The 24,838-nt window shown below is 61.6% G+C and carries 19 protein-coding genes; 4 read left to right on the forward strand and 15 right to left on the reverse strand.

From position 1 onward, the window contains the following. Positions 1 to 29: 29 nt before the first annotated feature. Together argS and ASD31_RS15275 are read right to left on the reverse strand one after the other, a co-directional pair. On the reverse strand, positions 30 to 1,790 hold the full coding sequence (gene argS, locus ASD31_RS15270) for an arginine--tRNA ligase (protein ID WP_056335841.1): 1,761 nt from the start codon (positions 1,788 to 1,790) through the stop codon (positions 30 to 32). A 105-nt stretch (positions 1,791 to 1,895) separates the two neighbouring features. Further along, positions 1,896 to 3,113 carry a deoxyguanosinetriphosphate triphosphohydrolase gene (locus ASD31_RS15275; protein ID WP_056335349.1) on the reverse strand — a complete coding sequence of 406 codons (1,218 nt, stop codon included), beginning with the start codon at positions 3,111 to 3,113 and terminating at the stop codon, positions 1,896 to 1,898. Positions 3,114 to 3,319: 206 nt separating this feature from the next. Here ASD31_RS15275 and erpA point away from each other — a divergent pair, with 206 nt between their 5' ends. Then, the gene (gene erpA, locus ASD31_RS15280; protein ID WP_056335352.1) at positions 3,320 to 3,652 is read left to right on the forward strand and encodes an iron-sulfur cluster insertion protein ErpA; all 333 of its coding nucleotides are present in this window, start codon (positions 3,320 to 3,322) and stop codon (positions 3,650 to 3,652) included. Positions 3,653 to 3,666: 14 nt separating this feature from the next. On the opposite strand, the gene ASD31_RS15285 is transcribed toward erpA, so the two are convergent. Continuing rightward, positions 3,667 to 5,127, reverse strand: a complete 1,461-nt coding sequence (locus ASD31_RS15285) for a phospholipase D-like domain-containing protein (protein WP_056335354.1) — start codon at positions 5,125 to 5,127, stop codon at positions 3,667 to 3,669. A gap of 141 nt (positions 5,128 to 5,268) precedes the next feature. Between ASD31_RS15285 and xth the strand changes: the two genes are divergently transcribed. Then, complete coding sequence (gene xth, locus ASD31_RS15290) at positions 5,269 to 6,057, forward strand: exodeoxyribonuclease III (protein WP_056335357.1); 789 nt, start codon at positions 5,269 to 5,271, stop codon at positions 6,055 to 6,057. Between the two features lie 18 nt (positions 6,058 to 6,075). Here the strand turns inward: xth and exoR are convergent, their stop codons facing one another. From exoR to ASD31_RS15320, 6 genes are all read right to left on the reverse strand, one after another. Continuing rightward, entirely contained in the window at positions 6,076 to 6,873 is a 798-nt protein-coding gene (exoR, locus tag ASD31_RS15295; protein WP_056335360.1) for an exopolysaccharide production regulator ExoR, read from the reverse strand. Positions 6,874 to 7,425: 552 nt separating this feature from the next. Next, on the reverse strand, positions 7,426 to 8,667 hold the full coding sequence (locus tag ASD31_RS15300) for an OmpP1/FadL family transporter (protein WP_056335363.1): 1,242 nt from the start codon (positions 8,665 to 8,667) through the stop codon (positions 7,426 to 7,428). A gap of 422 nt (positions 8,668 to 9,089) precedes the next feature. After that, the gene (locus ASD31_RS15305; RefSeq protein WP_056335366.1) at positions 9,090 to 11,930 is read right to left on the reverse strand and encodes a valine--tRNA ligase; all 2,841 of its coding nucleotides are present in this window, start codon (positions 11,928 to 11,930) and stop codon (positions 9,090 to 9,092) included. 127 nt (positions 11,931 to 12,057) lie between these two features. Then, positions 12,058 to 12,888, reverse strand: a complete 831-nt coding sequence (locus tag ASD31_RS15310; RefSeq protein ID WP_056335369.1) for a PopZ family protein — start codon at positions 12,886 to 12,888, stop codon at positions 12,058 to 12,060. Positions 12,889 to 13,092: 204 nt separating this feature from the next. Then, positions 13,093 to 14,490: a TolC family outer membrane protein gene (locus tag ASD31_RS15315; RefSeq protein WP_056335372.1), complete on the reverse strand. Its 1,398-nt coding sequence runs from the start codon at positions 14,488 to 14,490 to the stop codon at positions 13,093 to 13,095. A gap of 266 nt (positions 14,491 to 14,756) precedes the next feature. Then, positions 14,757 to 15,422, reverse strand: a complete 666-nt coding sequence (locus ASD31_RS15320) for a protein-L-isoaspartate O-methyltransferase family protein (RefSeq protein WP_056335844.1) — start codon at positions 15,420 to 15,422, stop codon at positions 14,757 to 14,759. A gap of 255 nt (positions 15,423 to 15,677) precedes the next feature. On the opposite strand from ASD31_RS15320, the gene ASD31_RS15325 reads away from it, so the two are divergent. Continuing rightward, complete coding sequence (locus ASD31_RS15325) at positions 15,678 to 16,253, forward strand: acyloxyacyl hydrolase (protein WP_056335375.1); 576 nt, start codon at positions 15,678 to 15,680, stop codon at positions 16,251 to 16,253. On the opposite strand, the gene exbD is transcribed toward ASD31_RS15325, so the two are convergent. The 3 genes from exbD to ASD31_RS15340 form a co-directional block, all read right to left on the reverse strand. Continuing rightward, positions 16,250 to 16,675 carry a TonB system transport protein ExbD gene (exbD, locus tag ASD31_RS15330; RefSeq protein ID WP_056335377.1) on the reverse strand — a complete coding sequence of 142 codons (426 nt, stop codon included), beginning with the start codon at positions 16,673 to 16,675 and terminating at the stop codon, positions 16,250 to 16,252. The genes ASD31_RS15325 and exbD overlap by 4 nt on opposite strands. A 3-nt stretch (positions 16,676 to 16,678) precedes the next feature. Next, positions 16,679 to 17,635: a tonB-system energizer ExbB gene (gene exbB, locus ASD31_RS15335; protein WP_056335381.1), complete on the reverse strand. Its 957-nt coding sequence runs from the start codon at positions 17,633 to 17,635 to the stop codon at positions 16,679 to 16,681. 185 nt (positions 17,636 to 17,820) lie between these two features. Then, positions 17,821 to 20,331: a ComEC/Rec2 family competence protein gene (locus ASD31_RS15340; protein WP_244483864.1), complete on the reverse strand. Its 2,511-nt coding sequence runs from the start codon at positions 20,329 to 20,331 to the stop codon at positions 17,821 to 17,823. A gap of 305 nt (positions 20,332 to 20,636) precedes the next feature. Here ASD31_RS15340 and gltA point away from each other — a divergent pair, with 305 nt between their 5' ends. Continuing rightward, positions 20,637 to 21,926, forward strand: a complete 1,290-nt coding sequence (gene gltA / locus ASD31_RS15345; protein ID WP_056335384.1) for a citrate synthase — start codon at positions 20,637 to 20,639, stop codon at positions 21,924 to 21,926. 30 nt (positions 21,927 to 21,956) lie between these two features. On the opposite strand, the gene lpxB is transcribed toward gltA, so the two are convergent. Genes lpxB through lpxA form a run of 3 tightly spaced genes read right to left on the reverse strand, consistent with a single transcriptional unit; the run spans position 21,957 to position 24,837 of the window. Then, the gene (gene lpxB / locus ASD31_RS15350; protein WP_056335387.1) at positions 21,957 to 23,141 is read right to left on the reverse strand and encodes a lipid-A-disaccharide synthase; all 1,185 of its coding nucleotides are present in this window, start codon (positions 23,139 to 23,141) and stop codon (positions 21,957 to 21,959) included. After that, positions 23,138 to 24,019 carry an LpxI family protein gene (locus ASD31_RS15355; RefSeq protein WP_056335391.1) on the reverse strand — a complete coding sequence of 294 codons (882 nt, stop codon included), beginning with the start codon at positions 24,017 to 24,019 and terminating at the stop codon, positions 23,138 to 23,140. The genes lpxB and ASD31_RS15355 overlap by 4 nt, the downstream gene beginning before the upstream one ends. A 5-nt stretch (positions 24,020 to 24,024) precedes the next feature. Next, entirely contained in the window at positions 24,025 to 24,837 is an 813-nt protein-coding gene (gene lpxA, locus ASD31_RS15360; RefSeq protein ID WP_056335394.1) for an acyl-ACP--UDP-N-acetylglucosamine O-acyltransferase, read from the reverse strand. Position 24,838 lies beyond the last annotated feature (1 nt).

Consider the following 24,838-nt stretch of genomic DNA (forward strand, 5'->3'; position numbering starts at 1 on the left):
AGTGCTTTGTGGGGAAATGGTGACAATACTTATCGCATCTCATCCGGCGCAGCAGTACCTGTTATGGACAGGCCCGACTTCAATACCGAGGCGACAGCACGCACCAGCCCTAATCTGGCGATGGTCAATTCTCTATTTTTATCGTTAACAAAACGTAATTCCGGAGACTCTTTACCTTTATTCCAGTGCGCGTGGAAGGCGCTGGCAAGATCATAGAGGTAAAACGCGATCCGGTGAGGCTCCTGCGACTGTGCCGCCGCCTCGATGATGCGCGGATATTCTGCAAGCTTGGCCACCAGCTGCAGTTCATTCGCATCGACGATATTGCCGGCAACGGCGCCGGCCAGATCCACAGTCGAAAAATCCACATCCGGCAAGGCTTCACCCGCCTGCCGGAAGACAGACATGCAGCGCGCATGGGCATATTGCACGTAGAAGACCGGATTGTCCTTGGACTGTTCCGTGACCTTGGCAAAGTCGAAATCGAGCGGTTCGGAACTCTTGCGATAGATCATCATGAAGCGGACCGAGTCGCGGCCAACTTCCTCGACCACGTCACGCAGGGTGACGAAATCGCCCGACCGCTTCGACATCTTCACCGGCTCGCCGTCACGGTAGAGCTTGACCAACTGGCACAGAAGCACGGTCAGCTTGGAGGCGCCGCCCGAAACGGCGCGCGCAACGGCTTCCAGCCGCTTGACATAGCCACCGTGATCGGCGCCCAGGACATAGATCATCTCGCTGAAGCCGCGGTCGAACTTGTCCTTGAAATAGGCGACGTCGGCAGCGAAATAGGTATAGGAGCCATCCGACTTGATCAGCGGCCGGTCGATGTCGTCGCCGACCTCGGTCGAGCGGAAGAGGGTCTGTTCCCTGTCTTCCCAATCCTCGGGCAATTGCCCCTTCGGCGGCGGCAGCGAGCCCTTGTAGACATGCCCCTTGAAGGTCAGGTCGTTGATGGCGTTGCGGATCCGCCCGGCGCCATCGGCGTGCAGCGCGCGCTCGGAGAAGAACACGTCGTGATGGACATTGAGGGCCGCGAGGTCTTCGCGGATCATTACCATCATTGCATCGATGGTCCGCTCCTTGACGAAGGGCATCCATTTGTCTTCCGGCATGATCCTCAGGCTGGTGCCGAACTCGTCGGCCAGCGCCTGGCCGACCGGAACGAGATAATCGCCCGGATAAAGCCCGGCCGGAATCTCGCCGATCTTTTCGCCGAGCGCTTCGCGGTACCGGAGAAAGGCCGAGCGGGCCAGCACATCGATCTGCGAGCCGGCATCATTGATGTAATATTCCTTGACGACCTCGTAGCCGGCGAACTCCAGGAGATTGGCAAGCGTATCGCCGACGACGGCACCCCGGCAATGGCCGACATGCATCGGCCCGGTCGGATTGGCCGAGACATATTCGACATTCACCTTGTGGCCGGCGCCGACGGCGCTCCTGCCATAGTCCGTTCCCTCGCCGACCATCACGGCCAGCAGTTTCTGCCAGTAGGCGACGGACAGTTTCACATTAATGAAGCCAGGGCCTGCCACGGAGACATCCGTGACTTCCGGATCCTCTTTCAATTTCTCGACGATCTGGTCGGCAAGCGCGCGCGGATTCGTGCCGAGCGGCTTGGCCAGGACCATGGCGGCGTTGGTCGCGACATCGCCGTGGCTGGCATCCCGCGGTGATTCCACGCTGATCCGGCCGAAATCGATCTCCGATCGCTTTTCACGGACGATATCAAGCGTTTCCAGCACGTTTTTAATTCTTGATTCGAAGTCTGTGAAAAGATTCATGGCACCCATCCGCTCGGCTCCGCCCAGAGGCGCGCGAGACCGCGTTGATATCGTTCGCGATCGCGACAGCCGATATGTCCTCGCTGCCGCCAACCGGCGCGGTGACTACCGCAATTCCGGTGTATGGTCAAACAAGCGACGGTGCGCCGCGATCGCATAGGTATCGGTCATTCCGGCGATATAGTCGCCGACATGACGAGCCTTGGCGGCTTCCGCCATGCCGGCGATCTGGTCGATCCAGTAATGTTTCTGCATCTCGCGCGGCTCGGCCATGAACGCCCTGTAGAGATCGGCGACGATGGACGCCGCGTTTTGGCGTACCAGAACGACGTCGGGATGGCGGTAGATGCGGGTCATCAGCATCTTCTTGATCTGCACGTCCGTCTGCGACATCGCTTCGGAGAAGGTCGCGATCACCCGCCCGGCGCCGCGAACATCCGCAACACTTTGCGGCCGCACCTGCCTCAGATTATCCTGCGCCACGGAAATCACGTCCTCCACCATGGCGGTGATCTGGCGGCGCATGATCTCGTGGGTGAAGCGGCTTGTCTCCAGTCCCGGATAGCGGTCGCCCACCTCGCGCATCAGCCCGGCGAGGAAGGGAACCTCCTCCAGCATGTCGAATGTCAGATAGCCGGACCGCAAGCCGTCGTCGATATCATGGGTATTATAGGCGATATCATCGGCAATCGCGGCCACCTGCGCCTCAAGGCTGGCAAAGCTCGACAATTCCAGATCATGCAGGGCACAATAGTCGAGGATCGGCCGCGGGATCGGTCCGCGCAGGCCTCCACCGTCGATGTTCGCCAGCGGGCCGTTGTGCTTGACCAGCCCTTCCAGGCTCTCCCAGGTCAGGTTGAGGCCGTCGAACTCGGCATAGCGGCGCTCGAGCTTGGTGACGATCCGCAGAGACTGGGCATTGTGGTCGAAGCCGCCATAGGGCTCGAGCATCTCGGCCAGCGCGTCCTCGCCGGTATGGCCGAAGGGCGTGTGGCCGAAATCATGGACGAGCGCCACGCCCTCGGCCAGATCCTCGTCGAGCTTCAGAGCACGCGCCAAAGCTCGGGCGATCTGCGCCACTTCGATCGTATGGGTCAGGCGCGTGCGATAATGGTCGCCATCGGCGGCGATGAAGACCTGGGTCTTGTGCTTCAGCCGGCGGAAGGCGGTCGTATGGACGATGCGGTCGCGATCTCGCTGAAAATCGGACCGTGTCGGGCTGGAGGTTTCCGGATGGAGCCGCCCCCGGCTCGCCCACGGATCGGAAGAAAAAACCGCACGTTCACCCGAACCGAAACCAAGCGCTTGTCTGTCCAATGTCATTTCCCACCCGGCATCCCATTGACGCGGTCCTTGCGCCTTCATACCTATAGTGGGCGCGGCAGGAAAGCGCCGAGTGGAAATGGCGCTGACTCTGAGTGAAAACAAGAGGTTGGACGCCGGTATTTCTCCCGGCGGGCAAGCATGGCGCGCAACGGATGGCGCCAATGGCGAATCTCTCCGGTTCTTGACCCCGGCAGGAGGTGGATATGACTGCAGAAACGGTAACACTCTCGGACTCGGCGGCAAAACGCATCGCCGCCATCCTCAAATCCGATGCCGAAAAGACGGCCATGCGGGTCTCCGTCGAAGGCGGCGGCTGCTCGGGATTTTCCTACAAGTTCGATCTGGTCGGCAATGCCGACGATGATGATCTCATCCTTGAAAAGGGCGATGCGAAGGTGCTGATCGACAGCCTGTCGCTGGTCTATATGAGCGGGTCGGAAATCGATTTCGTCGACAATCTTCTCGGCCAGTCCTTTCAGATCAAGAATCCAAATGCCGTCGCAAGCTGCGGATGCGGCACCAGTTTTTCACTTTGAGCGCCAATCGCGGATCAAAGATAGGGCGAGCCCAGCCATAAAATCCGGTTGAGAAGCCGCGTGGCGAATGGCTTTGCCTTCAGGTCGGCCAGGGTGACCGCGTCCGCCTGTTTCAGGGCCGAAAGGATTTTCTGGCCGACGCCACTGGCGAAATTGCTGTCCAGCACTTCCATATCGATTTCGAAATTGAGGCGCAGCGAGCGCGGGTCGAGATTGGACGAGCCGACATAGGCCCAGCGCCCATCCACGGCCATCATCTTCGAATGATTGAAGGCGCCCCTGGAGCGCCAGATGCGACACCCGCCTTTCAGTATCTGATCGAATTGCGCCGTCATCGCCCGGTCGACAAGAACGAGATTGTTGGCGGCGGGAACGACGATATCCACTTCGACGCCGCGCATCGAAGCCGTCACCAGCGCGCTGATCAATTCCCTGTCGGGCAGGAAATAGGGCGACATGATGCGGATGCTGCGCCGCGCCACGGAAAAGGCGCCCATCATCATCTTGTGGTTTGATTCGTTCGTCCTGTCGGGCCCCGACGGAACGACGCGCATCAGCATGGATGCCTTCCGGTTCTCCGCGAGAGGCGGCATGCGCCACGCCGCGCCGTCGAGGTCCTCGCGGCTGGCGAACTGCCAATCCTCACGCGCAACTTGGAACAGGTCGGCGACGACCGGTCCGGTGAGGCGGAAATGGGTATCGCGCGCCACGCTTTCGCCAGCGAATTCCGCCGTGAAGCCCGAGCGGATATTCATGCCGCCGCTAAAGGCGACCGTGCCATCGACCACAAGGATTTTCCGGTGGGTGCGCAGATTGGCATAGGGCAGACGCAGGCCCATGATGATGTTGCCGTTGAACACCTTTACCTTCACGCCGCCGGCCTCGATATATCCGACGATGCTGGGCGTCGAATAGCGCGCGCCGACCGCATCGATCAGGACGCGCACCTCAACCCCGCGCTTTGCCGCGGCAATCAGCGCATCCGCGAAACGGAGGCCGACGGCATCACGGTCGAAGATATAGGTTTCGAGCAGGATGAAACGACGGGCTGCCTGGATCTCCTGCAGCATCGCCCGGTAGGCCGCATCGCCGCCTTCCAGCATGGTGATCATGTTGCCGGAACAGAGGCGATGCCGGCTGACGCGGTCCCCAAGCATCTTCATGGCGGCAAAGCGCTGGCCGAAACGCTCGGCGATGGCTGCACCTGAGATATCGGCATGGCCGGCCGCATCCGGGCCGTGCCCCCTCGCCTGCGACCGCTGCTGCTCGATGGCCGAACGCCGGATCCGGTTGATGCCGGCAACCGCGTAGAGCAGCGCTCCCAGCACCGGCGAGAGAAGAATCACCCCGACCCAGCCAATTGCCGAGCGCACCTCGTCCTTGGTCATGGCGGCGTGAATGGCGGCGGGTACGCCGAGCACCACGGAAAGCACCGCCAGGAAATGCGGCCAGTAGGTTGTGAGCAGTTCGATCATGAACGGACTATAGCGACCCGCTTCACGGAAGCAATTCACCGCCGCTCGCTGCCGCATGCCATTGCATTTGTCAAAGAAACCGGCCGGCGCTAAAAGGAGGCAACGCCCCCGCGCCGTCAGTCGAAAAGGACGCCTCCACCCATGAAAATCGTGACCTGGAACATCAATGGCGTCAGGGCCAGGCTGGACGTTCTCGTGGCCTGGCTGAAAGAATCAGAGCCGGACATCGCCTGCCTGCAGGAAATCAAGACGGTCGACGAGGGCTTTCCGCGCTCGGAGATCGAGGCGCTGGGATATCATGTCGAAACCCACGGCCAGAAAGGCTTCAACGGCGTAGCGCTGCTGTCCAAGCAGCGCCCCGATGAAGTCAACCGCGGCCTGCCGGGAGACGATGGCGACGCGCAGTCGCGGTTCATCGAAGGGGTGTTTTCGATCAAGGGCGGCGCCGTGCGCGTCTGCTCCCTCTATCTGCCCAACGGCAATCCGATCGAAACCGAAAAGTTTCCTTACAAGCTCTCCTGGATGGAGCGTCTCAATGCCTTCGCCGCCAGCCGCCTCGCGCTGGAGGAACCATTGATCCTGGCGGGCGACTACAATGTCATTGCCGAGCCGCACGATTGCTGGGACGTCAAGGTCTGGCGGAACGACGCGCTGTTTCAGCCGCGCACGCGCCAGGCTTTCCGCCGCCTGGAAAATCTCGGCTTCACCGATGCCGTCCGCGCGACCTCCGACGAGGCGGCGCTCTATACGTTCTGGGACTATCAGGCGGGATGCTGGCCGAAGAATTTCGGCATTCGCATCGATCACCTGATGCTGTCGCCGGAAGCGGCCGACCGGTTGCAGTCCACCGCGATCGAAAAACACGTGCGCGCCTGGGAAAAGCCGTCCGATCATGTGCCGGTGGCCGCACAATTTAATTTCGCGGCGTGATGCTGCCGCGAAAGCGGCTCAGTCGTTGTCGAGATGGATGCTGTGCGACATGGAGACGGCCGCCCGGCGGTCGTCTTCGCTGGCAAGCGAGAAGGCCTGTTCCTGCAGCGATTGCAGCCAGGGCCGCTCCTTGGGGGTACACTGGTCGAGAGCGGCGGTCATATAGGCGAGACCGCGTGCCGTCTGGCCTTCCTGGAAGATCACATTGCCGAAAACGCCCATGGCGCCGGCATGGCCCCTCTTGCGGGCGCGGTTGAGCCATTTCTTAGCCTGCTGGACATTGACGCTGCCGCCATCGCCCGAGAGCAGCATTTTTGCCAGCTGAAACTGCGCTTCCGCAACGCCGAAGGTCGAAGCAGCCTGGAAATAGAGCTGGCGAGCCTGATTGAGGTCGCTCTTCACCGGGCTGTCGGGAATGCCGCGCCGGTAATAGCCGGCAAGCGAAATCAGCGCATTGACGAAATAGCCCGTATCTTCCGAGCCCGGTTCGACGCCCTTCTGGGCGATCTCGCTATAGATCTTGAAGGCTTCGAGGTCGTTTTCGGTAACGCCGTCGCCATAGGCATACATATTGGCAAGGGCCCAGCGCGAGCCGGTATGGCCCTTTTCGGCGGCGTAGCGATAGGCCTCGACCGCTTCGTCCTTGCGGCCGTTCTTATAAGCGGAGAAACCGAACTTGAAGAGGGCGAAGGGTCCCGATTCCTTCGTCACTCCGGCACCCGGATCGAAGGCCTGGGCCGCTCGCTCCTGCGTCGTCAGCGCCAGCGCAACACCCAGAACAAGAAACGTCAACGACCGGTAACCGCGTATCAGCATGATAGTCTATTTCTTCCGTTCAAGACCGAAAACCGCTTATCGCCGGTCCCGGTAAATCTCCTGTCGCCAGCACCAAAGCCGGAGTGCCGGGCAGATCGCCCGTCGCGCCGCGTTCCGCCCGGTATCCTGCGGACGGTTTTGCCACCGTATGCAAGATTTCCGGCAAGACTGCGGCCTGTCGTTTTCCCATCGCTCCGTCCAATCTCGCAGGCAACAGCGAACAGTCCCGAAGAACTGCGTTGACGCCCGGCAACATCATGGGAAACATGGATATATTCGACAAAGCGACGATTCATCTTACCTCAAACACCGCATGCTCAAGACTTCTTTGCAGGTTTGTCAAGCTCATCGGTGCTCCCAGTTTGTGGCGGGAAATAGACATAATCGGCCATCGGCCAGCGCCCGGCGACTATGGAGAGAATGTGTTGCGGAATCGTCACAAAATGAACGGCTAATATGCAATATTAAGAAGCCTCGGCCGACGCGGCGAGGCAAGCCCTCTGACAGCAAAAAGCTCGGCGAACTGGCCGGGCTTTCAGTGATGCGGAATTGTCAGAACTTGACTTTCAGGGATGTCGAAATGGCGGTAACGATGTCGGTGTCGAAATCGTAGGACACGTCCTCGCCAACTGAACTGCCGCTCGTCAGGACGCCGATGGCGCCGGCCAGTCTCAGCTCGACATTTTCCGTCGGTGTGTAGGATACGCCGGTTCCGAGCGTCCAAGTGTCGGTCTGGTTGCCGTAGCCATGGCTCGTACCGCGATCCCAGGTTACGCTTGCCGCACCGCTCCACTGGTCGTTGAATTTATGACCAACACCACCCGAAACCGTCCAACCATCTCGATAGAGCAGCGTAAGGCTCGTCGGACGGTTGCGTGGATCGAGCGTGTTGTCCGGAGTAACCTGAATGACCTGCAACTGGCTCCAATCAGTCCACTTGACGGACCCGAAGACAAGCCAACCGGGGGCTACGCCAGACTGAACCTTGAGTTCTAGCGAGTCCGGCATAGAAGCAAAACTTGATACGTCGTACTTGGTGCCGGGAGTAGTTCCAATAACGGCGCCGCTCGCATCTCGAATGGGCAGGATAACCCCAGTAAGGTCAATCGTTCCCCCTAGATTGTCCAGGTCAACCGCACTGTTATAAACCAAACTTGCACGAAACGCATACTCGGGAATTTCGTAAGCCGCACCGGCCCGCCAACCCCAACCACTGCCCTCCAGGTCTAGGCGGCCAACCCCGTCAAATCCCGGAGCAAGAATAGGGCTTACAAAGCGCTCCTTAAAGCCGCTGATTTCTTGATAAAAGCCGCCACCAATAATCCGAAACTGACCTTTTCCAGCGTCCCACTTATAGGAGCAGGTGGCAGCGTAGTTGTCACTTTCTATCTTCGTTTCGATATTGTCATTGGCACCCATCCATCCGGAACCGGGGTTGGTATGAGCACCCCAAGGCTGCGAATAATCGGCCATGCAGTCGACATTGTCGCCGATACCAGCCTTTACACCGATGCGCGGCACCCAGTAACCTTCGGTATCGCTGACGCCATTCGTTTGACCACCGCCGATACCATTCGAACCAACGCCATCCGATAGATTCTCATCAACGACATTGTTCAATTCACGCTGCGGATTGACATAAGTCGCTGCCGCCTCGGCCGCGTAGTCGGATGGATCGAACAGCAGATCGATATTGTAGCCGCCCCGCTCCAGACCGCCGGCGCTCGCCGCCGTCGTGGTGAGCAGGACCGCAACCGCCGCCGTCATCGCCGTCCTGAATTTATGATGAGCCATCCGTTCCTCCCCTGAACCCAAATCACGGGCCGACGCGAAGCCGGCCTTGACAGCGACTATCCGCCGGGATTCGAGAATGGCAAATACCTAGTTCTAGGGATCGGAGGCCGCGCATCACGAAAAATTTACGTAAGAAAATCCACAGCCACCGATAATTTGTCACGATCGGAACAAAATTCCATCCGGCAATTATAGTGGATCGTATTTTAGAATAATCTCCCTCAAATTTCACGAAGTGTCACTTCGACACAACATCGCCATTTTTTGAGGTCTGCAGGCCTTTAAAACGGTACATTCGACACAGAGAAGGAAAACCGAGCGGTCTGGTGACAGCCTGCCTTGATTTGCGTCAATGGAATCAACGCTTAACAACAAGGGCGCCAGTGGCGCCCTTGTTGTTGTTTTCGCCGAAACGTCACATCTCAGCCAGCGTCGGAGACGCGTGCCAGCGCGACGGCCAGTGATGCCTTCTGGCCTTCCAGTTCCGCCAGTCGTTCGCGCTCCGCCTCGACCACGTCGGGTCGTGCGTTGGCGACGAATTTCTCATTGGAAAGCTTGCCGAGGATGCGCTCGCGCTCCTGGTCGACCTTGCCGATGGCCTTTTCGAGACGCTGCTTTTCGGCGTTGAGATCGATCAGCTTGCCGAGCGGCAGGCAGACCGTCGCCTCGCCGACGATGATCTGGGCGCTTCCCTTCGGCGCGGCATCCGACAGTTCGATCGCGTCGATGCGGGCGAGCCGGCGAATGGCGGCGGCGTGGCTGTCGAGCCTTTCCCTGGTGAGCGTGCTTGCCCCGACGACGACCAGCGGCGCGATCGCGGCCGGCGGCACGTTCATTTCGGAGCGCACCGAGCGGATGCCCGAAACCAGGTCGATCAGCCAGTTGATCTCGCCGGCCGCGGCATCATCGGCATAGGAGGCCGCCGGCCAGTCCGCATGGCAGAGAAGCCCGTCTCGCGTAGCGCCCTCGCCTGCCGTCTGCGCCCAGAGTTCCTCCGTCATGAACGGCATGAAGGGATGCAGCAGCTTGTAGGTCTCATCCAGCACATAGGCGACGCAAGCCTGCGATTCGCTTCTCGCCGCCGGATCGTCGCCGGCAAAGACGGGTTTCAGCAGCTCTAGGTACCAGTCGCAGAACTGGTTCCAGACGAAGCGATAGAGGTCGCCTGCGGCTTCGTTGAAACGATAGTCCTCGATGGCTTCGGTCACGTCGCGGATCGTGCGGGAAAGCTCCGTCAGGATCCAGCGATTGATGGTCAGCGAACAGGCTTCGGGCACGAATTTCGGATCGTTGGCGACGCCGTTCATGCCGGCAAAACGCGTCGCGTTCCAGAGCTTCGTGCCGAAATTCCGGTATCCGGCGATGCGGGCCGGATCGAGCTTCACGTCGCGACCCTGCGCCGCCATGATGGCCAGCGTGAACCGCAACGAATCGGCGCCATATTCGTCGATCAGCTCCAGCGGATCGATGACATTGCCTTTCGACTTCGACATCTTCGCGCCGTTCTTGTCGCGGACCAGCGCATGGACATAGACGGTATGGAAGGGCTCGACCGGCGTGCCGTCGGCGTCCTTCATGAAGTGCATGCCCATCATCATCATCCGGGCAACCCAGAAGAAGATGATGTCGAAGCCGGTGACCAGCACATCGGTCTGATAGTATTTGTCGAGTTCCGGGGTCTTGTCGGGCCAACCGAGCGTCGAGAACGGCCAGAGGGCCGAGGAGAACCAAGTGTCGAGCACATCCTCGTCGCGCACGAGGATCTCGCCCGGACGGAAATTCTCCAGAAGATCCTCGACATAGGCCTTCATCGGGCCTTCATGGGCGATGTAATGCTGGATGGCGGCGTGCAGCGCCTCTTCCTCGGTCTTTTCGACGAAAACCTGTCCATCCGGCCCATACCAGGCCGGGATCTGGTGGCCCCACCACAATTGCCGGGAAACGCACCAGGGCTGGATATTCTCCATCCATTCGAAATAGGTCTTTTCCCAATTTTTCGGAACGAAATTGGTGCGCCCTTCGCGAACGGCGGCGATCGCCGGCTTCGCCAGGGTCTTGGCATCGACATACCATTGTTCGGTCAGCCGCGGCTCGATCGGAACGCCGCCCCGGTCGCCGTGCGGAACGGTGTGCTTGTGCGGCTCGACCTTGTCCAGCAGGCCGCGTTCCTCGAACAGGGACACGATCGCCTTGCGGGCGGCAAAGCGCTCCATACCCTCGAGCGTGGAGATCAGTCCTTCCAGTTCAGCACCGGCGGGGAGATCGTGAAGGAAATCCTCGTTGCCGGCGAGCGTCAGCCGGCCGTCGATCGTCAGGATATTGACCTGCCGCAGACGGCGGCGCCTGCCGACCTCGAAATCGTTGAAATCATGGGCGGGCGTCATCTTCACGGCGCCGGTGCCGGCCGTCGGATCGGGATATTCGTCGGCGACGATCGGGATCGCACGGCCGATCAGCGGCAGCAAGACATGCTTGCCGACGATGGCCTTGTAGCGTTCGTCGTCCGGATGGACGGCGACGCCGGTATCGCCGAGCATGGTTTCCGGCCGCGTCGTGGCAACCACCAGATAGTCGCGGGTTTCCCACTCGGTCGCCTTGCCGTCCTCGTCGAAGGCGACGGGATGCTGATAGGTGACGCCCTCCTCCAGCGGGTAGCGCAGATGCCAGAGATGGCCGGCGGTCTCGATCTGCTCGACCTCCAGGTCGGAGATCGCCGTCAGGAGCTTCGGATCCCAGTTGACCAGGCGCTTGTCCTTGTAGATCAGGCCTTCCTTGTAGAGGGAGACGAAGACTTCAAGTACCGCCTTCGAGAGGCCCTCGTCCATGGTGAAACGCTCGCGCGACCAGTCGCAGGAGGCGCCAAGCCGTTTCAGCTGGTTGAAGATCAGGCCGCCGGATTCCGCCTTCCATTCCCAGATCTTGTCGATGAACGCATCGCGGCCCATTTCGCGGCGGTGCTGCTGGCGCTCCATCAGCTTGCGCTCGACGACCATCTGCGTAGCGATGCCGGCATGATCCATGCCCGGTTGCCAGAGCACGTCCTTGCCGCGCATGCGCTCGAACCGCACCATGATATCCTGAAGCGTATTGTTTAGCGCGTGGCCCATATGCAGCGAACCGGTAACGTTCGGCGGCGGAATGACGACGCAGAAGCTCTCGGCGCCCGGCTTTGCCCCGGCGCCGGCACGGAAGGCATCCTCGTCATCCCAGAGCTTGGCAATGCGCGGTTCGACAGCAGCGGAATCATAGGTTTTTTCAAGCATTCTGGAACCAAACTTGCTGGATTGATATCGATGATTGGTAAAGCGGAACGGCGCATTGGTGTCAACAATAACAACAAAAAAGCCGCCAGTGTGGCGACTGGCGGCTCGATGTCGGACGCTTTGGCGATCAGCGGCGCGGGCCGCGCGCCACCCGCTCGATCTCCTCGCGCACCAGGCGCTCCACAAGCGTCGGCAGATTGTCGTCCAGCCACTCCTGCAGCATCGGCCGCAGCATGTCTTCGGCAATCTCGTCAAAGGAGCGGCGGGCGCCGCTATCGACGGCGAGGGCAAGATCGCCGAAGGAACGGGCCACCTGTTCGCCGACCGCCGGGGACAGGAGAGCGGTCGTCGCCGTCTCCATCGGCACGGCGGAACGGCTGCTTTCGGACGCCATGGGCGTGCTCGCGGCCGGCTGCGGATCGGAATCACTTGGTTCAGCATGAACAGCCGGCTGCGACAGTGGCGCTGAGACCGCTTCCTGCCTCTGCCCGATGCTCGATATCGGCTCCGGCTCCGGCGCCATGCGCGAGGTCACAAGAGGGTTCTCCATCCTGGCGCGCGGGGCCTCCTCGGCCTCCCTTTGCGGCGCGGAATGCCGTTCCGAGGCGGCGCGCACGCGCGCGGCGACATCGGCGAGGGACAGAGGCGGCGTCGCCGCTGCGGCAGGCCTTGCGCTTTCCTGCGGCAGGTCATGCGCCTGGGGCTGTTCGGTGGGCCTGTGCTGCTCTTGCTGCGCCTCGAATTCCGCCACCAGCACATCGTCGTCGATGGTCAGGTGAATATCCTCGGCGTCACCTTCCTCCTCGGCGCGTCCGGAGTCTTCGTCCTCCTGTCGTCCGGGGCCGAAGTCATTTGCGGGGAAGCCGGGTATGCCGGGCTCGTTGCTCTCGATGATCTTTCGAATGGAGGCGAGAATTTCGTCCATCGAAGGCTCGCGCGCTACATTGGGCTGTGCCATGTTTATCCCCGTTTCTGCGGCCGCGTCGCAGGACGGGCCGCGCAGTCATTGGTCTCGACTGTAGGCGATACCGCCAGCGAACAAAACGCCGCGAATCATCCAGCTCGAATCTTGCACAGTTTTGTTTGCCGCGTCACCTGCCGAGCCGAGCCACGAGGCTGCCATGCACCGGCATCGGTGCTCAAATGGTGGGAAATCAGCCGGTCAGCGTCCATCGACGGTCCGCAGTCCGAACCATTTGTCCTTGACGGCTTCGTAATGATCCTCGGGCCGATATTCGGCGACCTTGAGCCCCTGGCTCCTCACCGTCAGGCGGGCCGCAGCAGCCAGGAGCGAATAGCTGGCGACAACGGCGTTGCGCTCGGAGGCGACGAGGCTCTCCTCGGCAACGAGCACGCTCTGTTGTGCGTCCAGCACGTCCAGCGTCGTGCGCTGGCCAACCTTGCGCTCCTCGATGACACCGGCCAGGGCCATGTTCGCGGCACTGACCTGTGCCTTGTTGGCGCTGGTCGTGGCCAGCGCGGCCTCGAACTGCGCATGCGCCGAAACAATGGTCTGCTGGACTTCGGCCCGCGCCGAATCGACAAGGATCTGCTGCTGTCCCATCCGCTCCTTGGCCTGCCTGATCTGGCCGTATTCGGCGCCACCCTGATAGAGCGGCACTTCAAGCCTGGCGGTAATGGAGGCATTGGACGTATCGGGACTGCCATCGCGATCGGTCGTGTTGCGGGACAATGCTCCCTGCACGACGACACCCGGCAACATGGTGCCTTCCGCCGATTTCACCCGATAGCCGGCCGCATCGACATTATAAAGGGCGGCGGCGATCGTCGGATGATCGCGCAAGCCGGCGGCGACCGCCTGGTCCAGGCTTTTCGGCAACGCCTTCGAGGCCGGCGCCGGTTGCTTGACGCCCCTCGGCGCATCGCCGACGATCTGCACGTAAAGGGCTTCGCTCTGCTTCAGCTGGGAGACGGCGTTGACCAGGATCGCCTGCGCGCCCGCCAGTTCCGCCTCGGCCTGGCTGACATCGGTACGCGTGCCCTCGCCCACATCGAGACGCGACCGGGCGGCGTTCAACTGCTCCTTGAGGAAGGCAAGGTTACGCTTGCGAATGGAAACGACGCGCTGGTCGCGCGCGATATTGGCATAGGATTGCGCGGCCGCCAGCAGGATGGAAATCTCGTTGGCCTTCAAGGTCTCGCGGCTGGAAAAGACATTGGCTTCCGCCGCCTTCACATTGTTGAGGGTCTGGAAACCATCGAACACCTGCTGCGTGATGGTGATGCTGGCGGAGCCGGTATGGAAATCATTCTGTATCAGGGGCGTGGCAGGAAAAAACGGACTGAGTCTCTCGGTCCCCAGCCGCGTGAACGTCCCCTGCGCCGTTGCCCCTATTCTCGGCCGATAGCCGGATTTGGCGATCGGAACGCCTTCGTCGGTCGCCCTCAGACCGGCGCGCACCGCGTTCAGGTCCGGATTGTTCTGATAGGCCTTGGCCATCGCATCGAAGATCGTCTCGGCCGAAACGCCGCAAGGCATCAGCCAAAGGGCAGCAGACAGTACAGCCGCCGCGGCCGATTTGCGCAAACTCGTCACGATCTCTACTCCGTATGGAAGCCTGCATGCTCAGTTCGCGGAACAAAGGCACGCCCCCCGGCGACGCCACGTCTGCGGTCTCCGGCTGACCGACAGAGGAAGGCAAAGCCTCATCCGGTCGTCCGCAAGATGTCTCTTTGAAGCTTTAATTTGAAAGACCGGCAACCGATCGCATTCGCCGGGCTAGGCAGAGCCGGAGAGAAACGAAAAGCCCGTTGCCAAATCGCCACATCGCAACCGATGTGGCGCGCGGCTTTGGCGCCAATCCTTTAAAATACGAATTCGCGGCTAAGGCGAAAGCCTGGCAGCGGCTTGACGGCGGTATTGAAGGCAAGCCGTTCGGATGTCTTGCCGCTCTCCCTGAGGAAAAGCCGGGCGCGCGACGCATTGCCCGCCCCGACGACCGCCACGAGCCGGCCACCCTCGGCAAGCTGTTCGCAAAGTGCGGACGGTACCATTTCAACGGCACCATGGACGAAGATCACGTCATAGGGCGCGGCTGCGGTATGGCCCTGCTCGAGATCGCCATTGACGACGACGACGGAAGAGTAACCAAGGCGGGCAAGGGTTTCTGACGCCTGTGCAGCAAGAGCGCCGTCACTCTCGAGCGCCACCACCGTATCGGCCAGCTGCGCAAGGATCGCCGCGCCATAACCGGTGCCGGAGCCGATTTCGAGAACCCTGTCGCTCTTTGCGATCGTCGCCAGTTGCAGGAGTTTCGCCATCGGCGAGGGTTCCATCAGGTAGCGCCGCTCAATGGCCGGTTCATCCGACAATTCGACATCCGTGTCGATATAGGCAAGCGCCTTCATCCGGTCGGGCACGAATTCTTCGCGCGGCACCGACAGGAAGGCCGAAAGAACGGCATGCGACGTGACATCCGTCGTGCGGATCTGGTTGTCGACCATTTTGATGCGTGCTGCTTCGAAATCCATATCAATGCCCTCATGATCCGGATCACCGTCCGGCATTGCGCTTCGCCGGCGCAACAACAACCGGCAACCATCGGCGGCCGGTCAACGCCATGCTCATAAATCCGCGAGGCACCCGTTTCAAGCTATGGAATGCAGTTCTGTCAAAAAAGCAAGCTTCACGAAAGCGCCGGGCGCTATTCCGACTTGCAGTGGAAAAAATCTCGGGCAGATTATCCGAGAGACTTTGACGAATCGCGGAGCGATCCGGGAGATAGCATGAACGTTCAGCCATCACGCCTTCCCGCAACCGGGCTTGCCTTGCTTTCGGCGGCTCTGTTTCTTTGGCAGCCTGCAGGACAGGCGCACGCAGCCGACAGTGTTTTCGACGAACTCCGTTTCGGCGTGAGTGGATCGGTCAGCGATAATTCGGGCGAAACGGGCGTGTTTCCATCGGCGACGATTTTCTTCGATCCCCTGTCGAGCGGCGAGCCGGCCAGTTGGCAGCAGTCTCTGCTCGAGCCGCGCATCTATCTCGGCGCCTCCGTCGGCACCGGCAACGGGGTCGATCAGGTCTATGGCGGCTTCAGCTGGAGCGCCGATCTTACCGACCGCCTCTTCGTCGAACTCGGTCTTGGCGGCACCGTGCACAACGGCAATCTGGATAGCGGTCCGGCAGACGAACCGAAGCTCGGCTGCCGCTTTCTGTTTCGCGAACAGGTCGCACTCGGATATCGGGTGAGCGACAATTGGCAGTTGCTGGCGACCGCCGATCACGCATCGCATGCCAATCTCTGCGACGGACCGAATGACGGCCTGAGCCGCGCCGGCCTGTCGCTCGGCTACAAGTTCTAGCCGGCCGGCGCCGCTTCCAGGCCCACCAGACCGATTTTGGAATAGCCCGCCTTCTGGATGAGGTTCATCACCGTCATCAGTTCGCCATAGCCGACGGCCTTGTCGGCACGCAGCAGGATTCGCGCCTGGGTATCGCCCTCGGTCATCTGCCTGAGCGCGTCGATGAAGCCATCGCGGCCCACCATGTCATTGCCCAGAGCGAGGGTAAGATCGGCCTTCAAAGTGACGAAGACGGGCTTGTCCTCGCGCTTTTCCGGCCGCGCCGCCGATTGCGGCAGATCGACCTTCATATCGACCGTCGCAAGCGGCGCCGCCACCATGAAGATGATCAGCAGCACCAGCATCACGTCGATGAACGGCGTGACGTTGATTTCGCTGTTTTCCTCGAGATCGCCTTCGGCTTCCTTGATCCTGCCAGCCATGACTTATCCGATCCGTGCCATGCCGGCATCGGCACGCGCCTGGCCTTCACCTTTGCGGGATCCGAGCCGGTCGGCCTGGCGGAAATCAAGTTCGCGGCTGACCAGCCGCTCCACCGCCGCTGCGGCATCGGCGAGGATCAGCCGGTAACCGCTGATCGAGCGGGCAAAATAATTGTAGATGACGACCGCGGGAATGGCTGCAACGAGGCCGATGGCGGTTGCCAGCAAGGCTTCGGCAATGCCCGGCGCCACGATCGCCAGATTGGTCGTCTGGGCCTGGCTGATCCCGATGAAGGAATTCATGATGCCCCAGACGGTGCCGAACAGCCCGACGAAAGGCGAGATCGAACCGATCGTCGCCAGCACGCCGGTACCGCTGGCGATGCGCTTGCCGGCCCCGGCCTCGATGCGCGACAAATGCGATGTCACGCGCTCCTTGACGCCCTGTGTCGAGACGAGATCGAGCACCGCGTCTGATTTTTCCAGTTCCTTTGCGGCGGCGGCGATCATCTGCGTCGTCGGATCTTTTGCGTCCGTCGCCTTTTGCCTGACATCTCGCAGGAAAACCGCATCCGACAAGGTCCGTGCCGCCTTCCGTGCGCCGGCCTTGGCAGAGCCGATTTCAAGAAGCTTGACGAGGAGGATCGCCCAGCTTGCCACCGACGCCAGGGCCAAGGCGCCCATGACGCCCTTGACGACGATATCGGCGGCCATGAACATGCCGAGCGGCGAGAGATTGTGCGGCAGGGTCCGATCAGGCGCCTCACCTTGCGCCGCATTCGTCTCGATCGTCGGCACCTGATCCGCATCCGCGCCCATCGGCGCTATCTCGACCGGTTGCTGCGTGGCTGCCTCGGGAGCCGTCGCCGGCATATCCTGTGCGTGAAGCGCGCCCGCGCCCGACAGCGCCAGCAGCATCGTCCCCAGCACCACCCATTTCGCCATTGTCCGCTTTGCCATGACCTGTCCTCATATAAGCACCCGCCGACCGGCAAGGCAGGTGCAATCCGTCTCGCAGCCGAACGCATTGGCCGACCGCCGTCGCGGCTTCTTACGACAGACCGAGGTGCAGAGACAAGTATTTGTTGAGTATTATAATCAAGAAATAACAGGCAACCGCCGCCGCCCCTCGGTCGGCGCGTCGGCTACTCGGTCGCGGCGGTGCTGTCGAAGGTTCCGCTGCGCCAGTCATAGGTCCTGTGGCGCGCCCAAGGGCGCTGCAACTGTTCCTGTGCCTGAACCACCCGCATATCCGCCTTATCGGTCGGCCTGGCGCCACCATCGCCGGGGGCGGCGTAAATCTCGACGGCACCCGTCCGCCGCAAGCTTTGCCCGCTCAGAAGCAATGCGCCCGAGCGACAGGCAAAAAAACGCAGCATCACCGGGGTCACGACAATATCGGCCTGGTCGCAGGCGGCACCGACAAGGCGCGCATCCTCCACGGTGACGATGCGCCATCCCTGCCGCGTCGTGGCCGCACACCATTGTTTCGCAACGCAAGCAAATCGCCCTCCTGATGCCTCCGCGACCAATTTCTTGAGGGCGGACCGCGCTTCCCTTGGGTCAAATGGCGGCCTGTGCCTTCGCGTCGCGCCGGTTGCGTCGAGAGCGGCAGCCACTTCGGCCGGCTCGTCGAGGCTCAGATCATCCCGGGTAACGGGTTTTTCGTGCGCCTCCAGCCGCAACGCTCTTTGCCATTGCGAAAACACGAAATCGCCCGGCCGCGCGCGGTTGCTCGCAACGGCCTTGTGATCGATGAGAGCGACGAGGCGCCCATCCTCGGCAACGGCCAGGACCGGGCGGACAGTCTCTCCCGACCAGCCGGCGAAAAGCCCGACGACGATCACGAGGATGCCGGAGAGCGCAAGCCAGGTGCGAAACAGGCAGGCGAGCACGCCACCGGCGGCAATCAGCAGGAAGGCGCCATGCGGCACCCTTCCGGTCGCCACCTCGCCGCCCCATGAAGAAACGAGATCGGCGATGGCGATCATCCATTCCAGCCCCTGTCCCATCACCAGCAACGGATAGTAATCGAGACCGAAGGGCATGAGCAGCATGGCGAGAAGTCCGAACGGCATGACGAGCACGCTGATGACCGGCATGGCAAGGATATTGCCGACCAATCCATAGGCGGCAAGCCGGTGGAAATGACCGGCGGAATAGATCATCGTCGAGAGGCCGCCGATCAGGGAACTCAGGAGCAACCCGCCGAAAAAGCCGCCGACGAGTGTGAGCGACCGGGTCCGCATAGTGATCGGCAGCATGTCGCGGCTTGGCCGATCGCGCCAATGTCCGTAGCCGGCCACCAATGCGAGCGTCGCCGCAAACGACATCTGGAAACCGGGGCCGGTGACGGCCGACGGCGTGACGACGAGGATGACGAGAGCCGACAGGGCGACATTGCGCAGGCTGATCGACGGCCTGTCGAACAACACGGCCACCAGCATGATCGAGATCATGATCCAGGACCGGATCGCCGACACCGCACCGCCCGAGATGAGGATATAGAAGAATACCATGACCAGGGCGCCGACCGCGGCCAGCTTCTTGATGGCGAACCGGTGCGCCAGGCCGGGCACGAGGCTCAGAAGCGTCCGTGCGCCGATGAGGAAGGTGCCGGCGACCAGCACCATGTTGAGACCCGAGATCGCCAGGACATGCGCCAGTCCCGCTTCGCGCAGCGCCTCGACTGTCGGGCGGCTGATGGCGCGCTCCTCGGCGGTGACCAGCGCCGCGGCGATCGCGCCGGCATCGCCACCGATCGTTGCGCGGATGCGCGCGCCGATCGCCTCGCGCCAGCCGGCGATCCGCTCCAGTGCCTTTCCTCGCCATGCCGCCATCGGGCCATGGGCGACGCTATCAGGGCTGGCGACCGACTTTGGCTTCCCATAGAAATAGCCAACAGCGCCGATCCCCTTGAAATAGCTGTCGAAGGCAAAATCGTTGAGGCCGGGAAGTGCTGCGCCGGATGGGGGCGACAGGCGCACCCTGCCCTCGACGCCTCCGCCGATCGCGATCGGTGCTTCGCGGCTGCGCGATAGAAGCGTGACCCGCTCCGGAGGCCGCTTCAGGACCGGATCGGACGTTTCGGCCAGGACGACGGTATAACGCCAATGACCACGATCTGTCGTTTCCCGCGCAACGACCCTGCCCTGAATTCGGGTGGTCACCGGCGAGTCGAGCATCACGGTATCGGCGCGCCGGGTTTCCCAGGCGGCAAGCATCATGCCGGCGACGAACAGAAATGTGAAAATGGCAGCGCTTCGTCTCAATCCCGGCGAATGCCGCAACAGCACCGCCGCCATGCCAAATACGCATATCAGCAGTGCAAGTTCGGAAAAGCCGGGCGTCTGCGGCAGCGAAAACCAGAAAAGCGCACCGGCGCCGAGAAATACCGGCAGAAACAGGAAGCCATGACCAAAAGCCTGTTCCTCATCAACCGCCCTGACGATCACCGTACGCCAGTTTCGAGCGCGAAGGCCGGCGATGATCGAGCGTCCGAGTTGGCCTGAACCTGGGCCGGGAGCTGTGCCGGAGCGGCGTTCGACAGGCATGTTTCGCGCATCGGCACGCTCGGCGGCCCTCTCCGGCCCATCGGGCGTGAGGCCCGGAAATTGCGAGGGCCACGCTGTTTCCTGCTCTCGCCCCTCTCTCATGGACGCCGTTCCACCACCACAATGGGCCAGTGTGCCGAGTGGATCGATAAAATGCAACCGACCAGAAACAGCCTAAAAATTGAGCACGAATTTGAATACACGCCGCGCTGACTGTTTTTTGCCCGGCTGCGGCATTGGCCTTGCGGCCGGAACGTGCGATTATTGCGGCGCCATATGCCTGTTTTTGCGTCGCACAATTTGCCTTTGGTTCAACTTGGCAGTCGGGATCAAATCGGATAGCACATGGTCAACGTTAATAACTGCGGCATAATTGTGTGCCAATTTGCTGCAAACGGAGGATCCCCATGACAGGAAAAAGCGCAGTTGTAACGGTCAATGACAAAACGGTGGAATTGCCGGTACGATCGGGGTCCATTGGTCCGGACGTTGTCGATATCGGCACGCTCTACAAACAGACCGGCCAATTTACGTACGATCCCGGCTTCACCTCGACAGCTTCGTGCGAATCCAAGATCACCTATATCGATGGCGACGAAGGCATTCTGCTGCACCGCGGCTATCCGATCGAACAATTGGCAGAACACGGCGATTTCCTGGAAGTCTGCTACCTGCTGCTCTATGGCGAACTGCCGACAGCGGCACAGAAGAAGGATTTCGATTACCGCGTCACCCACCATACGATGGTGCATGAACAGGTGTCGCGCTTCTTCACCGGCTTCCGCCGCGATGCCCATCCGATGGCCGTCATGTGCGGCTGCGTCGGCGCGCTCTCGGCCTTCTATCACGATTCCACCGACATCACCGATCCGCATCAGCGCATGGTCGCCAGCCTGCGCATGATCGCCAAGATGCCGACGCTTGCGGCCATGGCCTTCAAATACCATATCGGCCAGCCCTTCGTTTACCCGAAGAACGACCTCGACTATGCGTCGAACTTCCTGCGCATGTGCTTTGCCGTTCCTTGCGAGGAATATGTCGTCAATCCGGTGCTGTCGCGCGCCATGGACCGCATCTTCATCCTGCACGCGGATCACGAGCAGAACGCTTCGACATCCACCGTGCGTCTTGCCGGCTCGTCGGGCGCCAATCCCTTTGCCTGCATCGCGGCCGGCATCGCCTGCCTCTGGGGACCGGCCCATGGCGGCGCGAACGAGGCTGCCTTGAACATGCTCGCCGAAATCGGCACGGTCGACCGCATTCCGGAATTTGTCGCGAGAGCCAAGGACAAGAACGATCCGTTCCGCCTGATGGGCTTCGGCCACCGGGTCTACAAGAACTACGATCCGCGCGCCAAGATCATGCAGAAGACCACGCATGAAGTGCTGGCCGAGCTTGGCCACAAGGACGATCCGTTGCTCGAAGTGGCGATGGAGCTGGAACGCATCGCGCTGACGGACAGCTATTTCATCGAGAAGAAGCTCTATCCGAACATCGACTTCTATTCCGGCATCACGCTGAAGGCGCTGGGCTTCCCCACGACCATGTTCACCGTGCTGTTCGCGCTTGCCCGCACCGTCGGCTGGATCGCCCAGTGGAACGAGATGATCGAGGATCCGGAACAGCGCATCGGACGGCCACGTCAGCTCTATATCGGCGAGCCGGAACGCGATTACCTGCCGGTTTCCAAGCGCTGAGCTTGAAGAACGCGCATTGAAAAGGCCCGGTCAGCGATGACCGGGCCTTTTGTCTTGTAGAACCGAAAGGACGATATGGGCGGCGGTCTCGCCGGGAGGATGGTCCGTCTCCATGCGCTGCCAGACCGTTCGGAAGCCGGCCAACATCGCCTCGCGCTCCGGCGTATCCTTACTCAGCCGCTCGACCCAGCGCGCAAGTGCGCCCGGCCGGACCGCCTCGTTCAGATATTCGGGAACGACGGCGTAATCGGCGATCAGATTGGGAATGGCTGCTGTCCATATCTTGATGCGCTTGTGCATCAGGCGGATGATCCAGTCGGCCTTGTAGGTCGATACGACGGGAATGCCCGCGAGCGCCAGTTCGAGGATGACCGTGCCCGACGCAGCGATGGCTGCATCCGCCCGCGCAAAGGCGCGCCACTTGGCCTCAGTCCCTACCGTGATCTCCGGCTTAACGGCCCATGAGGCGGTGATTTGGCGGACCAACTCTTCCTGTCGCGCAACAGTCGGCAGCAGGAACCGCATCTGCGGGTGGCGGCCTTGCAGTTCCTCTGCGGTCTCGCCGAAACTGGGCAACAGGCGGCTGATCTCGCTGGCGCGCGACCCCGGCAGGAGCAGGCATGTCGCCGCGGTGAGATTTGTTCGGGCGGTGCGCTTTTCGACCTGGCGTTGCCGCACGGACAGGACATCGGCGTCGCTTGCCAGCCGATGTCCGACATAGGTGGTGGGCGGTCCGCCGAGCCGCTCCATCACCTCCGGCTCAAAGGGAAGAACAGCAAGCACATGATCGATATAGGGGCGCATCCTGACGGCGCGTTCCGGTTTCCAGGCCCAGACGCTGGGGCAGACGTAGTCGACGATCGGCAGATCCGGCAAGGCCTTGGCGACGATCCGGGCGACACGATGGGTAAAATCCGGACTGTCGATGATGACGAGGATACCGGGGCGCGCTGCAATGATGGCATTGGCCGTCTGGCGGATGCGCAGGATCAGTTTCGGCAACCTCGCCAAAACCTGTGAAATCCCCATGATGGAGAGTTCGGAATAATCAAAGAGCGATGCGAGCCCCTCGGCCTCGAGCGCCTCTCCCCCGACCCCGACCAGCGAAAGATCGCCGCCGGTGAGCGACCGCAATGCCCGGACGAGGTCCGCTCCCAGGAGGTCGCCGGAGACCTCGCCGGCAATAATCCCCAGCTTGACATTGTTCGCCGTCATGTCAGACCTTTCAGGAACTTGCGGTCGATCCCCGTCACGAAGAGACCGGTCCGATTCGCCAGCGAAACGAGGTCCGCCCGCTCCAGCACCAGCGCACGGCCCGCTTCCACGGCAATGCCCGTAAGTCCGGCTGCCTGCGCCCCGGTGATCGTGGAGGCGCCTATCGACGGCAGATCGGCGCGCAATTCCTGTTGCGGCTTGCAGAGCTTGACGAGCACCCCGCCACGGCGGGCGGATATCCGGCCCTCCGCGCGCAGGCCGGCTACGCGCGCAAGCATCGCATCCGTTCCTTCCGGTCCCTCCAGGGCAACGACCCGGCCCCCGACAGCAACGGCGCCCTGCCCGACATCCAGCTTGCCAAGCGCGACCGCAGCAGTTGCCGCGACCTCGATGTTCCTCCAGTCGTCGGCGGCGGGGATTGCCTCGCCAAGCGGGCCGGTTTCCGCCAGAAGCCCCGGAAGAACCTCCTGCACGCCAATGACGCGCGCGCCATTTGCTTCGATCAGGTCAATGGCCATCTTCAGGACCGCATCGTCGCCGCCAGAGATCAACGTCTTCAGGACGCCCGGCACCTTTGCCAGCGTCTTCAGCGTGGGCTTGATGTCGCGCCATTCCGGGCGGCGGCGCACCGCGCCCGACAGCACGACGCGGTCGATCCCCTCGGAACGGAACAAAGCACTGATCGCACGGAAATCGCCGATGCCGAGCGTCTGGTGGTCGAAATCGCTCCAGTCGAGCCCGTTTTCGTTGCTGAGCGCGATGATATAGGGGTTTTCTCCACCTTCCCGGGCTGCTTCCGCGACATGGTGGGGCAGCATGCCGCCGCCGGCGATGATGGCCAGCCTTCCGCTTTTTTCCGGCCGGCTGTCGAGGGACATGACGCTCAGCCTTTTTTACCCCGGCTCGGCGACGACAGGGCGCGATCGCTCTCGGCGGCGATGAAATCGATGATCTCGAGGGCCGGCGCGCAGCCAAGATAATCGCCACGAATGGCGGCGGCATTGACCCGCACCGAGCCCGTTCCTTCGAAAATCTGCTTGTAGGCGCGGCGGACCTCGTGGATCACCGGCTTTTCGATGCCTGCCCTTGCCATGCCGACCACATTGAGGCCGCTCAGAACGCCCGGATTGCCATTCAGCATGCCATAGGGAATGACATCATAGGCAACGGCCGAAAGCCCGCCGATAAAAGCCTGGCGGCCGATCCGGGCAAACTGGTGCACGGCCGAACCGCCGCCGAGAATGGCACGGTCCTCGACCGTCACATGCCCCGCCAGCATTACATTGTTGGACAGGATGATATTGTTGCCGAGACGGCAATCATGCGCGACATGAGCATAGGCGAGGAAGAGATTGTTGTTGCCCACCACCGTCGCGCCGCCGTGCTCGACGGTGCCGGTGTTCATCGTCACGCCTTCGCGGATGGTGCAATTCTCGCCGATCGTGAGCACCGTATCGACGGCGCTGTGATGCACGCTCTGCGAATCTCCGCCGATGACGGCGGAGGGGAAAATCTTCGTGCCCTTGCCGACGGTGGTACGGCCAAGGACCGCCACATGGCTGATCAGCACGACATCATCCGCAAGGTTCACCTTCGGGCCGATATGGCAGAACGGTCCGATAACGACGTTCTCGCCAATCACCGCCCCTTCTTCAATGACGGAAAGCGGGTGAATCTTCGCAGTGGCGGCAATCATG

Source organism: Rhizobium sp. Root482 (assembly GCF_001426565.1).
In the GTDB taxonomy this organism is placed as follows: domain Bacteria; phylum Pseudomonadota; class Alphaproteobacteria; order Rhizobiales; family Rhizobiaceae; genus Pararhizobium.